Raw genomic sequence first — 14,255 nt, 5'->3', positions numbered from 1 at the left:
AGGTATGGGGATTTTCCCCCACCTCCCTCAATAAGGCCGAGCGTTGCAAGCCTCGTCGATGATGTCAATGAAGTCATCGTGGGAAACCGGTTTGCTCACGTGGTAGTTGAATCCGGACTGCCTGGCTTTTCTCTGGTCATTGCTGTTTGTATAGCCTGTAAGGGCGATGGCTGGGGTGTGTTTCAGTTGGGAAAACTGTCGGATGGCCTGGATGAATTGATGGCCATCCATGGCAGGCATCCCGATGTCCGAAATGATGACGTCATAGTTGCTGTCCTTCGCGGCCTTGAGAGCTTGCAACGGATCATTGAAAGCCTCCACGTGAGCGTCTTCCATTTCCAGCAGCATCTGCAGGACTTCCATGACGTCTCGGGAGTCGTCCACCAGCAGGACTTTCTGGCCAACCAGACGTCCCGGTTCTGCGACGGCCGGGTGCTCGCTAGGCTGCTGTGAAGGCTGGGAAAGCGGTAGCCGGATGGTAAAGGTGCAGCCTCGGCCAATGCCTTCGGACGTGACATCCACCGAGCCGCCGTGAGCTTCCACCAGTTGCCGCACCAACGACAGGCCTATGCCCAGGCCTTCACGCTGATGGCTGGTGTGCTGGTTGTCCGCCTGGCTGAAGAGGTCAAACACCTTGTGCAGGTTGTCCCCTTCAAGTCCCACGCCGCTATCGATGACGTCCAGCTGGGCCATGTCCTCGACGCGATGGGCGACCAGCTCGACACGACCATCTTTGGGTGTGAACTTCAACGCGTTATTTACCAGGTTCCAGACGATCTGTTCCAGGCGCGTGCTGTCGGCATCGACCACCAGGGGCGGCTCGGGCGGTTGCGGTACATGCAGCGTGACCTCGCACGGATGCTGGTCATTGATCACCACGGTATAGATATCCTGGAGAATTCGCCCCAGGTCCACTGCCTGTTTTTTCAGCTTGAGTTTGCCGGTGCGTACTCGGGCGACGTCCAGCAGGTCGTCGATGATCCGCGCCTGACTCGAAACGGCATCGCAGATGGTGTTCACGGCTTTCATGGCCGGCCCGGCGGTTTTGGTGACGGGCAGGCGGCGCAGCAGTTCGGCATTGAGCTGAATGAGATTGAGCGGGTGCTTGAGTTCGTGAGACATCACTGCAAAGAACTCGTCCTTGAGGTGGCTGCTGGTCTGGGTTTCGGCGAGTTTCTGGCTTTGTTCGTCGTGCATGCGCTTATGACCGGTCAGGTCACGGGCAATTTTGACGTAACCCTCCAGATTCTCTCCCTTAAGCAGCGTGACTTCACCGCTGCAATAAAAGCGGCTGCCGTCCTTGCGCAGGTGCCAGCGTTCGTCTTCGCCGCGTCCCTGCTCACGGGCTGCTTTCAACTCCAGCGCCGGTATGCCGGCGGCACGATCCTCGGGCGAGAAGATAAGGTCGTAGTAAGCGCCGAGTACTTCCGCTTTGGTGTAGCCAAATATCAGCTCGGCGCCGGTGTTCCAGTCGGTGATCACGCCATGCTCATCGAGAATGATGATGGCGAAATCGTGTGTGCTTTCGGCGACCAGGCGCATGCGTTCTTCATTCAGGCGTAACTCATCTTCCGCCGTGCGACGCTTGGTGATGTCGATAAAGGTCAGTACCGTGCCGTCGATGTGATCTTCGCTGGAGCGATAGGGCAGCAAGCGGGCGATATACCAGCGCTGGTCGTTGCTGCTGACCTCGCGTTCGATCATGTTCAGCGATTCGAAGACGGTCGCCGCGTCCTCTGCCAGTTCCGGATATTCGAGGCGATGGGTGATGTCCAGCAACGAGCGACCGGTGTCGACGGGCAGCATGCTGAAAATGTCAGTGGCCCGCGGGGTGAACCAGCGGATGCGCATGTTGCGATCGACGAACACCGTGGCAATGTCGGTGGAGGCAATCAGGTTGGTGAGGTAGTCGTTGATCTTGTCGGTTTCTTCAACCTTGGTCTTGAGTTCGTAGTTGACCGTCAGCAACTCTTCGTTGATCGACTGCAATTCTTCCTTGCTGGTTTCCAGTTCTTCGGTGGCCGAACGCAGCTCTTCGTTGATGGCCTGCATTTCCTCGTTCGAGGCCTTCAGTTCCTCGCTGGAGACTTCCGACTGCTCGATCGTTTCCTGCAAGTGCAGCTTGGTACGTTGCAGCTCATGCTCAAGGTTGACCAGCATCTGGTTTTCAGTTTGATTAACGGCGACATCCCGCAGGTCTTGAGGGTCGACACTGCGTTCCTCGAAGGTCACCAGCACATAGTCGGTTTCTGTTTTTTCATCGTTGAGCGGGTGTGCCGTCAGGTCGATCAGGTAGTTATTCTGATCACGTTCGAAGCGGACTTTGCGGGACGTGACCGGCACCCCCGCCTGGTTTGCCTGGAACAGGGTAGTGCGGATTTCAAGGCGCAGGTCCGGGTGAGCCAGCGTCAGCAGATTGCGGGAAATCTCACCGGCAACGTAGCGCAGGAAGCGCCCGGCGCCTTCGCTCATGTGCAGGATGTTGGCGTTACTGTCGACAATGATGCTCGGCGGGGCGGCCTTTTCCAGCGCTCGCAGGTGAATATCGGCGTAAGAGACTTTGCGTGGCACCGTCGTTTCAATGGGGCTGGCGGCAGCTGTGGTCCGTGCATAGCCACCCCGAGGCATGGCTGGCGCACGCCGGACGCCGGTCGAAACGCTTTTGGCGCGGAAGATGCGGTTACGCTTGTCCACTGGGGTAAACAGGTCCAGGCAACCATCAGCGGACTCGGAAGTGCCCAGAAAAAGATAGCCGCCCGGCCTCAAGGCAAAATGGAACATCTGCATGATGTCGCGCTGCACCTCGCGGTCGAGATAGATCAGCAGGTTTCTGCAGACGATCAGATCGATTTGGGAGAACGGCGGATCCAGCAACAGGCTGTGTTTGGCGAACAGCACTTTTTCGCGGATTTCCTTGCGCACGCGATAGTGCTGGTTTTCCCGTGTGAAGTACTGACGCATACGCGAAGGGGGAACGTCGGTCACGATCGCTTCGGGATAGGCGCCGGCACGGCCAAAGGCGATGGCACGATCATCGATGTCGGTAGCGAAGATCTGCAACCTGGCAGGATTGGCTTCAAGCGTCAGCTGGTCGCTTAACAGGATGGCCAGGCTGTAGGCTTCTTCGCCCGTCGAGCAGCCGGCCGACCAGACACGGATTTCTTCTCGATACGGCAGGGTTTCTCTTAGCGAAGTGACCAGGTTCGGAATGACATCGCGTTGCAGTGCCTCGAACGCATCGCGGTCGCGGAAGAAATTGGTGACCCCGATCAGCATGTCGCCCAGCAATGCCTTGGTTTCTTCCGGGTGGGTTTGCAGGTATTGGTAGTAGGCAGCCAAATCCGGTTGAGCGGTCACTTGCAGGCGGCGTTCAATGCGACGCAGTACCGTTGCACGCTTGTAGTGTTTGAAGTCGTGGCCAGTACCCACGCGCAATTGCTGCAAAATGTCTTGTAGCAGTTGTTCGGCGAGGGTGGCGTCGCGTTCGGTAGACGGTGGCAGGGCCTTGAATTCCGGGTCATTGGCGGTCGGCAGGGTGATGGCTTGCGAGTTGCGCCAAAGCTCCAGCAATTTTTGCGGCATCTCCACGACAGGCAGCACCAGATCGACCATTTGCGTGTCGATGGCTGCCCGCGGCATGCCGTCGAACTCGGCATCTTCCGGGGCCTGGACCAGCGTGATACCGCCTTGCTCCTTGATCCGCGACAGACCGACCGCGCCATCGGAGCCAGTGCCCGAGAGCACCACGCAAAAGGCCCGCTCCTTGTGTACATCCGCCAGGTCCCGAAAGAACAGGTCAATGGCAATGTGTGATCCAGGCAAGCGATCCGAGGATGTCACCGAAAGATAACCATCGTTCATCTTCAGGTCATGGGCCGGAGAGATGACGTACACGGTGTTTTTTTCAATGCCAATCGTGTCAGTCACTTGGCGGACCGGCATTTGGGTGACGTCCTGGATAATCCGGTCCGCGACGCTTTCGTGATTAGGCGATAGATGAAGAATAATGACAAATGCCATGCCGCTGTCAGCGGGCATGTGTTCAAAAAACGACTTGAGCGCTTGCAGTCCGCCAGCGGAGGCACCGATCCCGACCACGGCAAATGGAAGGGTGCTGGGTGTCAACTCCTTGCGCTGCGGGGCATTGGGTGAGCGCTTCGCGGAAGACTTCATTCATATGGCCTTAAAAGGCTTCGACAATGGCCTGCCGACGCCAATCCAAACGGGTTAGAGATAATGAAAAGGATAATGGGGCAGGCGTTGCATTGCGAAATATCGTCGCTACCGACGCCCATGATAGTTAAAGTATAGGCGTTGGCCAGAGTCGCTATTTCCGTCGGGAACCCGTTCTTGATAACCAGTTGAATCACTCCCTCGCCCAAAGGTTTATACCTATGTCGATTCCACTGACAAGTGGCGACGATACCTGTGTTCGGCGAGGACTTGTTTCTTGACGGTGCGGGGGGGAGTGTAAGTGCCAGGCTATTGAAATACGGGGATTTGTCGCTGGATTGCAAAATCTCCCGGCAGCGATTTGGTACCGACTTTGTCGATCACTGCAAGAAAACTTCGTAGGTCCATGATTTGCGAAGTTTTTTATTTTTCGGAATCAGCAAGATTTAGTCTTGAAAATCGCACTCCCGACCTTGCTTCACCGGGACGGGATGTATATATTTCCCCCCTCTGATTCACCGCGCTACCGCCCGAATGGCGAAACTGGTAGACGCATGGGACTTAAAATCCCCCGCTCGTAAGGGCGTGCCGGTTCGATTCCGGCTTCGGGCACCATGAATATCAAGGGCTTACGCTTAGCGGCGTAGGCCTTTTTTGTTGGGCGGGCGGTTTTCGTGTCTGTTGCGTGTCTGTTAAACACACGGCGGCTACCTTCATGTAGGACCGCTTAGACTGAGGGCAGGGGCCTACATCTTGGCCACTCATTCGACTGGTAATCGTTACCGGTTTCTCGCAAAAATTCAGCTTCGAATTTTCGAATCGAGACAAATAGTTCTTCTTCACCGAAGGCCTTTGCTGACAAGCAGCAAGCCATGATGCCCCGATAAAAGCAGTTCCAAAGGTCTGCACTGTGCTCCGCTTGTCTCTCGGTTCCTTGCATGCCGCGCATGTGGAACCTCGGTGGAGCCCCGCCATACATATCCATGATTTGCGGTGACGCGGCATGGACGAAACCAGAATATGCCTTGCTCACAGTTTTGTATGCGTCCAGGTCCTTGCTTGAGCCTTTTGGGCCGCTTACGCATCGATCCAAGTACGCCCGAATCTTTTGCCTCGGCACCGATGGCCGTGCCTTGGACGACACGACGGCGTCATTGGGATCAAATTCCTCCTGAAAGAACCACTCAAGATAATTCTTGTGTGACGGTTCTGAATTTCCCGATATTACCGAGAAGGAGAGAAACGAAACATCTTCAATGATTTCGTCAAGAATTCGTTGCAGAGCAGCCTGCTCTTGAACAAATCCTTCCTCCAAGAGCAGCCGTGCGGCATGGAGGCTGCTCACCATCCGAGCAAGCTTCTGCACCAGCGCTTGATGTACCGTCTTCTCCACATGCCGATAAACAAATGACCGCCTAAACTGGACACGTTTTGGTCCAGGGACGCGCAGTGAGAACACATTAACCGTGTGCTCCATAAGATCTAACGCTTGTTCTTAGAAAATGTTGTTTGTCATAGGAAATGTGGCATCTCGTAAGAAAGTGCGTTTTGTCCCCTTTCCGTCAGGCAGGGTCTTAGCCCGGTGCATTCCGTGAAAGATTGCGCAAAACCCAATCAATCTGCGGTCGATGAAATACGATCCCTTCGTTATGTGGGAAATCGTGGGCCAGATGTGGGCTGTCATCGAAGTCCCACGCTCTGAGTGTTTCGGCGCACGACGCACCAAATTCTGTTATCGAGCGAAGAGAAAGCAACAACGCTATTTCGTCGCTTGTGAAGCCCGTGAGCGGAAATTCGCGAGCAGCATCCCGATGTATTACCCAATCGTTGGGTTGTGCCAGGAACAACCAATTATCCCGTGCCCTCGATTCTGACCTGCCAATCACGTCCGCCATGTGATCGAAGGAGTTCTTCACACGTAATGCCAACCAAGCCACAGAGGCAAGCAAGTCTTCCTTCTGCTTTCGTGTTCGTACCTGTTCGTGCTGATAAGGAATCAGCCACGCGGCAATAATCGCAGCAATAGAGCCGACAGCCTGAACCCAAGCTGGGGTGTTTGCGCTGCCCTAAGGCACGTAAAGCAAGAGGCAGAAGGGCACCACTCCGGCTGGCGACAAACATAGAACCCTCACCACGCCTGCCCAAGTGAATTTGATGACAACTTACCTTTCCAACATGCCCAAATCCCAACATTGAAAAATCATGAAGCATGAACGATGCCGTCCCGGTAGTCCAAGGGGGCGACATGAATTACCACTGCCACAGTAAGCATCAACTACTCCTGGCGCTGATCCGAACTCCCGACGGTGCGCTACACTCAAAGGTGCGCCGATTTCCCATTTGCAGGGGCGCCCGCCAAATTCCTGCTAAGTGTGGAGCACACCGCCATGCCAGTCCTACACATTGATTCACACACGCGTCTGCTTATCGCCAAAGCCATCATCTCTACCACTGGTGAAGCCGAAGCTATTCGTATCGTCACGCTGCCGGACGGCGATCAACTATTGCTGATGTTCAACTGCGGGCATATCGCCGTCGACCTCGTGTCGGATCAGGACGATCTGTTCGACAACCACCACCTCGTGTTCGACGTATCTGCACAGGTCATTGCTGACATGGAAAGCCATCGCGGCGAATAATTCCGATCCTGAGAAACTAGGCCGTCGCAATGACGGCCTTTTTATAGGTCAGCCAACGGCAAGATAAACTAGGCTTCCCGTACCATCGCTCAAGTCGAGCGATCCGGGCTTCCAGCTCCTGAATCTTTTGTTGTTCCGGGGTCAGCGCCTTGCTCTGAGGGGTGACGCCTTGGCGCTCTTTCTGAACTTGGTCAACCCAGCGGCGCAGTGCCGACTCACCAATGCCGAGTGACCGGCTGGCTTCGATGTCGCTGTAGTTTTGCTTGAGTACGAGGTCGGCAGCCTCGCGTTTGAATTCAGCAGAAAAGGAAGGGCGTTGTTTGGTCATCTGACACCTCGATCTGGCGAGCATTCTCGTCTAAATGGGTGTCCGGTTTCATTAGACCACTACAGCTCGCAAGAGTATCAATCAATGGAATGCGGACGTCCTTGATCGTGAGGCAAATGCGTGACGTTATTTTCAGAGTTTCAAATACCGCCCACACCTCATTCACACGCCGTACTGACCGCTTTCTCGGCGCGCTGGATTTCCAGCTTCACGTCAGTCGTTATTCGCTGTTCCTTGAGCTGTTGCCCGAGAAAGGGTTGGTCGCCCCGGGATTTCACTTCCGCATCCGTTGCGGCAACCTGTGCCTGGACCGTGGCGGAGTGCTCCGTGATGACTGCTTCCACTTCCTCTTTGGTGTTGGCGGTATCCAGCGCGGTGATGAGTTTGCCCACCTCGGCTTTTTCCGCTTCGGCATAGCCTTCGACGGACAAACCGGTTGCCATGGCGCGTGCTTCGATCTGCACGGTCTTGAGATGCTCTTGTGCAACCTTGCACAGTGCTTCCTGCCGCCGATTCTTGCTGGCCTCCCACGTGCTCACCCCGTAAGTCACGGCAGCCAAAAGGGTCACGACGACAGTAGTGCCAATCAATTTGCCTTTCACGTTTACGAACCCTCAAAAGGCAATGGAAAAAGGAGTGATCGTTCGATTTTGCTCAAGAGAGGAAAGACTAGCCCAGGATGCGCGGAGAAGGTTGCTCAGTAAATCGCAGACAAGGAAAAACTCCCTACAGGAGTGCAGAAGTCAGGGAGCATTATAGAGCGGGTCGAGCGGTGAGAGTACTCGGCCTTCCGAGTTGCTACTTCCCTTGTTTTTCCCCGTCGTCCTTCGAGTTACTCGAGGACTCCGCCTCTTTTTCCAGGGCTTGTGAATCGGCTCCGGAATTTGAGCCTGCCGCTTCCTCGCCAATTTTATCGGCCTTTTCTTCGTTGGACTCAGCGCCCTGAGCCTGGTTGAGTCCGGGAATCGCAGCAGGGGGAACAGCGGATCCCTGCTTTGTCGTCTCGGCAGCCTGCGTAAAGAACGAGCAGCTCGACATCAGACCCGCCAACGTGAGCGCAGCCATTTTTCTGTTCATCATTTGAGTCTTCCAAGCAAAGGGGTGTATAGCGTTGGAAGAGCGGTGAGGGGAAAGGTGCTGCGCGCCTGACGAGCGGAAAACAAGAAGCCCGGTGTTTAGCCGGGCTTTTGGTCTACGTGCTTTCTACGATTTCCGACTCAACCGCCAGTGCCAGGTTCTGTCTTGCGTCGATCGCTGCCGTTAGGATTGCCGCTATTAATCAGCCTCCTTTCCAGCAGAATATTTTGCAGCGCCTCGCGGTCTGACGGGGCCAGTTGATGTTCTCGCTCCTTGAGTTCGAGCAGGATCGGGCTGGACCACTGGCGATAGGTTTGTTCCGCACTACGAATGGATGACATTGTTTCCTCCTTATCAGGCTCCTGCCAATAAAGGCATCGCAGTTCGACACGAAGGTGACCCTAGTCGAGGAAGCTGATTGTCGCCAATGCAGTACGTCGGCACTCAACCCTCATGGTTCCAGATCCCCGTCTTAGCGGTGCGTCGGACATAATCGGAAAAGTCTCGCGCCGGCCGTCCCAGTGCTCGTTGCACGCCATCAGTAACGGGCGTATTGCGACGGTCGAGTACCGTGGTGAACAGATACAACACCAGGTCGATCAACTCAGTCGGCAACTGTTCCTGCTCCAGTGCCTGGCGATAGGCGTCCGGCGGTACTGCGACGAAACTGATATCGCGATCTGTCGCCCGGGCGATCTCGGTAACGGCGCCGGCAAAGGTCAGTGCTCTCGGTCCGGTCAGCTCATAGAACTGGCCGCAATGCCTGGGCTGGATCAGCGCGGCGACCGCGATCTCGGCGATGTCTTCCACGTCGACAAAAGGCTCGGCGATGTCGCCGACGGGCAAGGCCAGCTCGCCTTGCAGGATCGGTTCGAGAAAGTGCGCTTCGCTGAAATTCTGACAGAACCAGCTGCCACGCAGGATGGTCCAGTCGACGCCACTGTTTTGCACCACGCGTTCGGCCTGTTCCGCTTCGAGCTCACCGCGACCCGACAACAGCACCAGTTTGCCGACGCCGCTGCTTGGGTGAGGCGACCATGCGCCTGGCGATCTCCTGCGCGCCTGAGGAAGGACGGGGATTGGTCGAGGCCTTCAAGCGCATGACATTGCGCGAGATCCTTTAGCCAGCTTGCGTCAATACAACCACTCAATAGCAGCGGCCTTGTTCAATCCATTTTCCGGTTCGCACGCCTCGGGCGGTCGGGTCGAATCGACTCGACCGCCCAAGTCGTCGGTCATACGAAAGGTTGGCCGGTAAAGCCACGGGGCAGTCTTTGCAACCCGGGCAGGGCGGTCAGGCGCTCGGTCCAGCTCTGGCGCCAGTCAGTAACGGTTTGGGTGGCTTTGGTTTTGCGCGCGGCGCGTCGGGCAGCGTTGCGTTGGGCTTTGCGCGCCTCTTTGTACGCTTCGGTATTTCGGCAGCTTCTGCATTTGACCCGGTTGAGTTCACGGGTCGAGGTGAGGTTGTTGCCTTTGTGACCGCAGGCCAGATGCCCGCTGACTTTGAAGTGAGTAACCATCGGGACGTCTCCTCGTGACGTGTGATCGTTGGACCCCACGCGAGTGGTGACGTTCGTTGCCTGTCTTGGTACAAAAAAATCCCAGCGCCTGGCTGGGTTGGGGGTGAAGCACGAAATGATCGGGCAGGCACACACTCGGTGACGAGAATGTCGCCGATCATGCCTGCACTGTCAGACCGTATCTTCGCATCGACTGTCCGGATCGATTCATCTGAACCGTGGCAGCGGTGGGTCGACAGGTTTGAGCGACGACAAGGTGTTGCGGATCAGCGGTGTATCCTTTTCGATGTCATTCAGGCGATCGCGAATCCTCAGGGCAGTCGGATGTCCGCCTTGATGATCGACCCAATCAGCGATTTCCTTGCATGCCGCAGCCAGGCGAACCTGACGGGAATCAAGCAGGGTAAGCAGGGTGGTGATGGACTCTTTTTCGGACATGGGAAACACCTCCGTTGAAGGCACCTGGCAGCACAGTAAAAAGCCCGCTGGGAGCGAGCTTTCTACCGATGGGGGCTGATCCTTCAGCTCTTTTCAGTATAGACCCGTAAAATGGCCCGCAAAGGCTCTTCAGCCTTGTCGGGCCGTGACTTGTGATCTGGCATTCAGCTGGCGGCAGACGCGTTGGGCGTCTTCTTCAAGATCGTAGCCGTCACCTATGAAACCGTTGGTGCGGGTATCGTTTATGCGGTACCAGACAGCGGCATCGGGGGGGGGGTGACCGGTTTCTCCGGCCCGGCGGCCATGAATGATGATCTTGTTGCAACGCTTGACGACGAATATGTCTTCCATGGCTTCACCGCAGCTGATTCGTGTACAGATCAACTATAGAAGTCATTTGTAATCGTGCAAAAAATAGGCGGGTCAGTTCGTCGGTTCAGATGCCAGTTTCTCCAGCAACATCGCCAGGCCGACTTCTTCGGCGCGCAAGCCTTTGCGGGTTCTCGGCCGGGGCAATTCGGCCAGGGCACCCAGCACAAAGCTCTCGAGTACCGCCGGATGGATGTAGCATTTGCGGCACACCGCTGGGGTATTGCCCAACTGTCTGGCAACGTTTTTCACCATCTCCACCACATGCCGTTTCGCCTCCGATTCCGGCTGCCACTGCAATTTGCGCAACACCGCCAGCGCCAGGGCACTGCCGGCCCAGGTGCGATAGTCCTTGGCGGTGAAGTCGGCACCGGTCAGGGTTTGCAGGTAACTGTTGACGTCGTTGGACGTGATGGTGTGCCGCTCGCCGTTTTCATCGAGGTATTGAAAGAGGTTTTGCCCCGGAATGTCCTGGCAGCGCTTGATGATCCGCGCCAGGCGCCGATCCTTCACGGTGATTTGATGTTCGACGCCGCTTTTGCCGCGAAACTGGAACAGGATCGCGCTGCCGTTGATTTCCACATGACGACTGCGCAAGGTGGTCAGGCCGTAGGAGCGGTTGTCCCGTGCGGATTGAGTGTTGCCAACCCGGATCAGCGTGGCATCGAGCAAGGTGATGACGGTGGCCATGACCTTGTCTCGGCTCAAACCTGGTGCGGCCAATAACGCTTCCAGCTGCTTGCGCAGTTTCGGCAGGGCCAGGCCGAAATCCCGCAGACGTGAGTACTTGTCGCTGTCGCGTACTTCTCGCCAGCGCGGGTGATAGCGGTACTGCTTGCGACCGCGCGCATCGCGGCCGGTGGCTTGCAGATGCCCCCGAGGGTCTGCGCAGATCCATACATCGGTGTAGGCTGGCGGCACCGCGAGGGAATTGATGCGCTGAATCTCGTCCGGATCGGTAATGCGCTGGCCAGCCGGATCGAAGTAGCAGAACTTGCCGCGCAGTTTCTTGCGGCTGATGCCGGGCAGGGTGTCATCGACATAACGCAAATCGGGCGGCAGCGCATCGGGCATGGCGATTGTCCTGGGCGAGGAATCCGGGGGCGTTACAGCCATTGACCTCACGCCTCAGCAGTCGTGCCAGCGCGTTTACCCGTGCTGCTACGCCTAGGCCAGGACGGCCACGGCCTTGATCTGCGCCCAGAGTTGCTGGCCGGGATGTATGTTCAACTGGTCGCGGGAAAAGCGCGTGATGCGCGCCAGCAGTGGCGTGCCCGCCGCATCCAGGCGCACCAGCACGTGGGCAGCGTTGTCGGCACCCAATTCACTGACCACGGTGACCGGCAGGCGATTGAGGATGCTGCTGTGTTCGACACTGTGCAGGCTCAAGCTCACGTCACGCGCCTGAACCTTGCAGCGCAACGCCTGGCCCGCCGCCATCGGCGTGTGTGCCACGCGAATTTTCAGGTCCGTATCGGGCAGTTGCAGGGTCAGCAACTGATAGTGAGCGTCATAGGCGCTGACGCAACCTTCAATCACCACGCCGGCGTTATCGCCCAGCGCCAAGGGCAAGTCGAGGCGGGCCAGGGTCTGGCCGATAGGACCGCTGGCCAGCGCCTTGCCGTCGCTGAGCAATACAATATGGTCGGCCAGGCGCGCCACTTCATCCTGGGAATGACTGACGTACAGCACGGGGATGTCCAGTTCATCGTGGAGCCGTTGCAGGTAAGGCAGGATCTCACCTTTGCGTCGGGCATCCAGCGCCGCTAGCGGTTCGTCCATCAACAACAGTTTCGGGCTGGTAAGCAGGGCGCGGGCGATGCCAATGCGTTGCCGTTCACCACCCGACAGGTGTTGCGGATGGCGATCGAGCAGGTGGCCGATCCCGAGCAATTCGGTCGCGTGGGCCATGTCGACCTGGCGCTGGTGTTTCGGGATGCGTTTCAGACCGAATTCCAGATTGGCCAGCACCGACAGATGCGGGAACAGACTGGCTTCCTGAAACACGTAACCCAGCGCACGTTTGTGCGGTGCGACGAAAAGCTTCTTGTCGCTGTCCTGCCAGACTTCGTCATTGACCTGGATAAAGCCCTGATCGGCCCGTTCCAGTCCAGCGATGCAGCGCAGGCAGGTGGTCTTGCCCGAACCGGAATGTCCATAAAGAGCCGTAACGCCACGGCCGGGCAACTGCAAATCGACATCCAGGACGAACCCCGGGTAACTCAACGTCAGGCGCGTTTTAATCATCGATCAGCTCCAGCCCGCTTTGGTTTTGCGACTGGAGTACAGCGCCAGCAGGACCGCAAAGGAGAACACCAGCATTGCCCCGGCCAACCAATGGGCCTGGGCGTATTCCATGGCTTCGACGTGATCGTAGATTTGCACCGAAACCACACGGGTCTTGTCGGGAATGTTGCCGCCGATCATCAGCACCACGCCGAACTCGCCGACGGTGTGAGCAAAACCCAGAATGGCCGCAGTGATGAAGCCGGGACGGGCCAGGGGCAGAGTCACACTGAAAAAGGTGTCCCAGGGATTGGCGCGCAACGTCGCGGCCACTTCCAGCGGACGAGTGCCAATGGCGGAAAAGGCGTTTTGCAGCGGCTGGACCACGAACGGCATCGAGTACAGCACCGAGCCGATGACCAACCCGGCAAAACTGAAGGTGAGGGTGCCAAGCCCCAGTGACTGGGTGAAGTGGCCGACGAACCCGTTCGGGCCGAGCGCGAGCAACAGATAAAAACCGATCACCGTGGGCGGCAACACCAGGGGCAGGGCAACAATCGCCCCGACCGGACCGCGCAACCAGGATTGAGTGCGCGAGAGCCACAACGCCAGCGGAGTGCCGATCACCAACAGGATGACGGTCGTCATGGACGCCAGTTTCAGGGTCAGCCAGATAGCGGAAAAATCGGCACTCGTGAGCGTCATTTAGAGTTGGTAACCGTAGGATTTGATGACAGCAGCGGCTTTCGGACCCTTGAGGTAATCAACCAGTGCCTTGGCGGCCGGGTTGTTCTTACCCTTGTTGAGAATCACCGCGTCTTGTTTGATCGGGTTATGCAAGTCGGCCGGAACGATCCAGGCCGAGCCGCCGGTGACTTTGCCGTCTTTGTAGATCTGCGACAAGGCCACGAAGCCCAACTCGGCGTTGCCAGTGGACACGAACTGGTAGGCCTGGGTGATGTTCTGGCCTTCAACGATCTTGTCCTTGACCGTGTCGGTCAGGCCTTGTTTGGCCAGTACTTGAGTGGCTGCCAGGCCATAAGGCGCGGTTTTCGGGTTGGCGATGGACAGATGCCTGTACTGGTTGTCGCTCAGGACATTGCCCTTGGCATCGACATAGCCTTCCTTGGCCGACCAAAGCGCCAGGGTGCCAATGGCGTAGGTAAAGCGCGAACCCTTGACGGTGTCACCTTCCTTTTCCAGTTTTTCCGGGGTGGTGTCGTCCGCCGACAGGAACACTTCGAACGGCGCGCCATTCTTGATCTGGGTATAGAACTGACCGGTTGCGCCGAACGAAGTCACCAGTTTGTGGCCGGTGTCTTTTTCGAAATCGGCGGCAATCGCCTGAATCGGCGCGGTGAAGTTGGCGGCGACAGCCACCTGGACTTCATCGGCCTGGGCAGAGCCGAAGGCGAATACAGTCAGCAAGATGGGGGCAAAACGTGAGGCACGCAGGGTCATGAAACGGCTCCGTTACAGGCGAAT

Annotated in this window: 13 protein-coding genes, 1 tRNA gene and 3 pseudogenes; 3 read left to right on the top strand and 14 right to left on the bottom strand. The window is 57.1% G+C overall.

The genetic code is table 11. The features are described from left to right. Window positions 1-27: 27 nt before the first annotated feature. Window positions 28-4,173, bottom strand: a complete 4,146-nt coding sequence (locus FFS64_RS16965) for a CheR family methyltransferase (RefSeq protein WP_137806331.1) — start codon at window positions 4,171-4,173, stop codon at window positions 28-30. A 528-nt stretch (window positions 4,174-4,701) separates the two neighbouring features. Between FFS64_RS16965 and FFS64_RS16960 the strand changes: the two genes are divergently transcribed. Then, window positions 4,702-4,788 (top strand) — tRNA-Leu (locus tag FFS64_RS16960). 112 nt (window positions 4,789-4,900) lie between these two features. Here the strand turns inward: FFS64_RS16960 and FFS64_RS16955 are convergent. Then, a complete protein-coding gene (locus tag FFS64_RS16955) occupies window positions 4,901-5,650 on the bottom strand; it encodes a hypothetical protein (RefSeq protein WP_137806330.1) in 750 nt (249 codons plus the stop codon). Between the two features lie 910 nt (window positions 5,651-6,560). Here FFS64_RS16955 and FFS64_RS16950 point away from each other — a divergent pair. Next, complete coding sequence (locus tag FFS64_RS16950; protein ID WP_137806329.1) at window positions 6,561-6,812, top strand: hypothetical protein; 252 nt, start codon at window positions 6,561-6,563, stop codon at window positions 6,810-6,812. Between the two features lie 85 nt (window positions 6,813-6,897). Here FFS64_RS16950 and FFS64_RS16945 read toward each other — a convergent pair. From FFS64_RS16945 to FFS64_RS16920, 5 genes and pseudogenes are all read right to left on the bottom strand, one after another. After that, window positions 6,898-7,140 (bottom strand): annotated as a pseudogene (locus tag FFS64_RS16945) (transposase); the annotation flags it as partial. Window positions 7,141-7,298: 158 nt separating this feature from the next. Next, window positions 7,299-7,742 (bottom strand): hypothetical protein, encoded by a 444-nt coding sequence (locus FFS64_RS16935; RefSeq protein WP_256660471.1) that lies wholly within the window; start codon window positions 7,740-7,742, stop codon window positions 7,299-7,301. 196 nt (window positions 7,743-7,938) lie between these two features. After that, window positions 7,939-8,217 carry a hypothetical protein gene (locus FFS64_RS16930; RefSeq protein WP_137806366.1) on the bottom strand — a complete coding sequence of 93 codons (279 nt, stop codon included), beginning with the start codon at window positions 8,215-8,217 and terminating at the stop codon, window positions 7,939-7,941. Window positions 8,218-8,357: 140 nt separating this feature from the next. Next, window positions 8,358-8,558, bottom strand: coding sequence for a hypothetical protein (locus FFS64_RS16925; protein WP_095194721.1), 201 nt, complete (start codon window positions 8,556-8,558; stop codon window positions 8,358-8,360). A gap of 103 nt (window positions 8,559-8,661) precedes the next feature. Then, a pseudogene (locus FFS64_RS16920) lies at window positions 8,662-9,237 on the bottom strand (NmrA family transcriptional regulator); the annotation flags it as partial. 2 nt (window positions 9,238-9,239) lie between these two features. Between FFS64_RS16920 and FFS64_RS31735 the strand changes: the two are divergent. Next, a pseudogene (locus FFS64_RS31735) lies at window positions 9,240-9,341 on the top strand (TetR/AcrR family transcriptional regulator); the annotation flags it as partial. A 111-nt stretch (window positions 9,342-9,452) separates the two neighbouring features. On the opposite strand, the gene FFS64_RS16910 reads toward FFS64_RS31735, so the two are convergent. From FFS64_RS16910 to modA, 7 genes are all read right to left on the bottom strand, one after another. Then, window positions 9,453-9,737: a hypothetical protein gene (locus FFS64_RS16910; protein ID WP_137806326.1), complete on the bottom strand. Its 285-nt coding sequence runs from the start codon at window positions 9,735-9,737 to the stop codon at window positions 9,453-9,455. Window positions 9,738-9,944: 207 nt separating this feature from the next. Next, on the bottom strand, window positions 9,945-10,175 hold the full coding sequence (locus FFS64_RS16905; RefSeq protein ID WP_008055683.1) for a hypothetical protein: 231 nt from the start codon (window positions 10,173-10,175) through the stop codon (window positions 9,945-9,947). A gap of 129 nt (window positions 10,176-10,304) precedes the next feature. Further along, window positions 10,305-10,526: a hypothetical protein gene (locus FFS64_RS16900; RefSeq protein ID WP_137806325.1), complete on the bottom strand. Its 222-nt coding sequence runs from the start codon at window positions 10,524-10,526 to the stop codon at window positions 10,305-10,307. Window positions 10,527-10,598: 72 nt separating this feature from the next. After that, complete coding sequence (locus FFS64_RS16895; RefSeq protein WP_137806324.1) at window positions 10,599-11,618, bottom strand: DNA topoisomerase IB; 1,020 nt, start codon at window positions 11,616-11,618, stop codon at window positions 10,599-10,601. A gap of 93 nt (window positions 11,619-11,711) precedes the next feature. Continuing rightward, complete coding sequence (modC, locus tag FFS64_RS16890) at window positions 11,712-12,791, bottom strand: molybdenum ABC transporter ATP-binding protein (protein WP_137806323.1); 1,080 nt, start codon at window positions 12,789-12,791, stop codon at window positions 11,712-11,714. Window positions 12,792-12,794: 3 nt separating this feature from the next. Further along, complete coding sequence (modB, locus tag FFS64_RS16885; protein WP_137806322.1) at window positions 12,795-13,475, bottom strand: molybdate ABC transporter permease subunit; 681 nt, start codon at window positions 13,473-13,475, stop codon at window positions 12,795-12,797. Beyond that, the gene (gene modA, locus FFS64_RS16880; RefSeq protein ID WP_137806321.1) at window positions 13,476-14,231 is read right to left on the bottom strand and encodes a molybdate ABC transporter substrate-binding protein; all 756 of its coding nucleotides are present in this window, start codon (window positions 14,229-14,231) and stop codon (window positions 13,476-13,478) included. It abuts the gene before it with no gap. Window positions 14,232-14,255: the final 24 nt, after the last annotated feature.

This window comes from Pseudomonas sp. G(2018), from assembly GCF_005502415.1.
Taxonomy (GTDB): Bacteria; Pseudomonadota; Gammaproteobacteria; order Pseudomonadales; family Pseudomonadaceae; genus Aquipseudomonas.
Note: the sequence above shows the minus strand (reverse complement) of the source record. Positions and strands in the feature narration are given on the sequence as shown.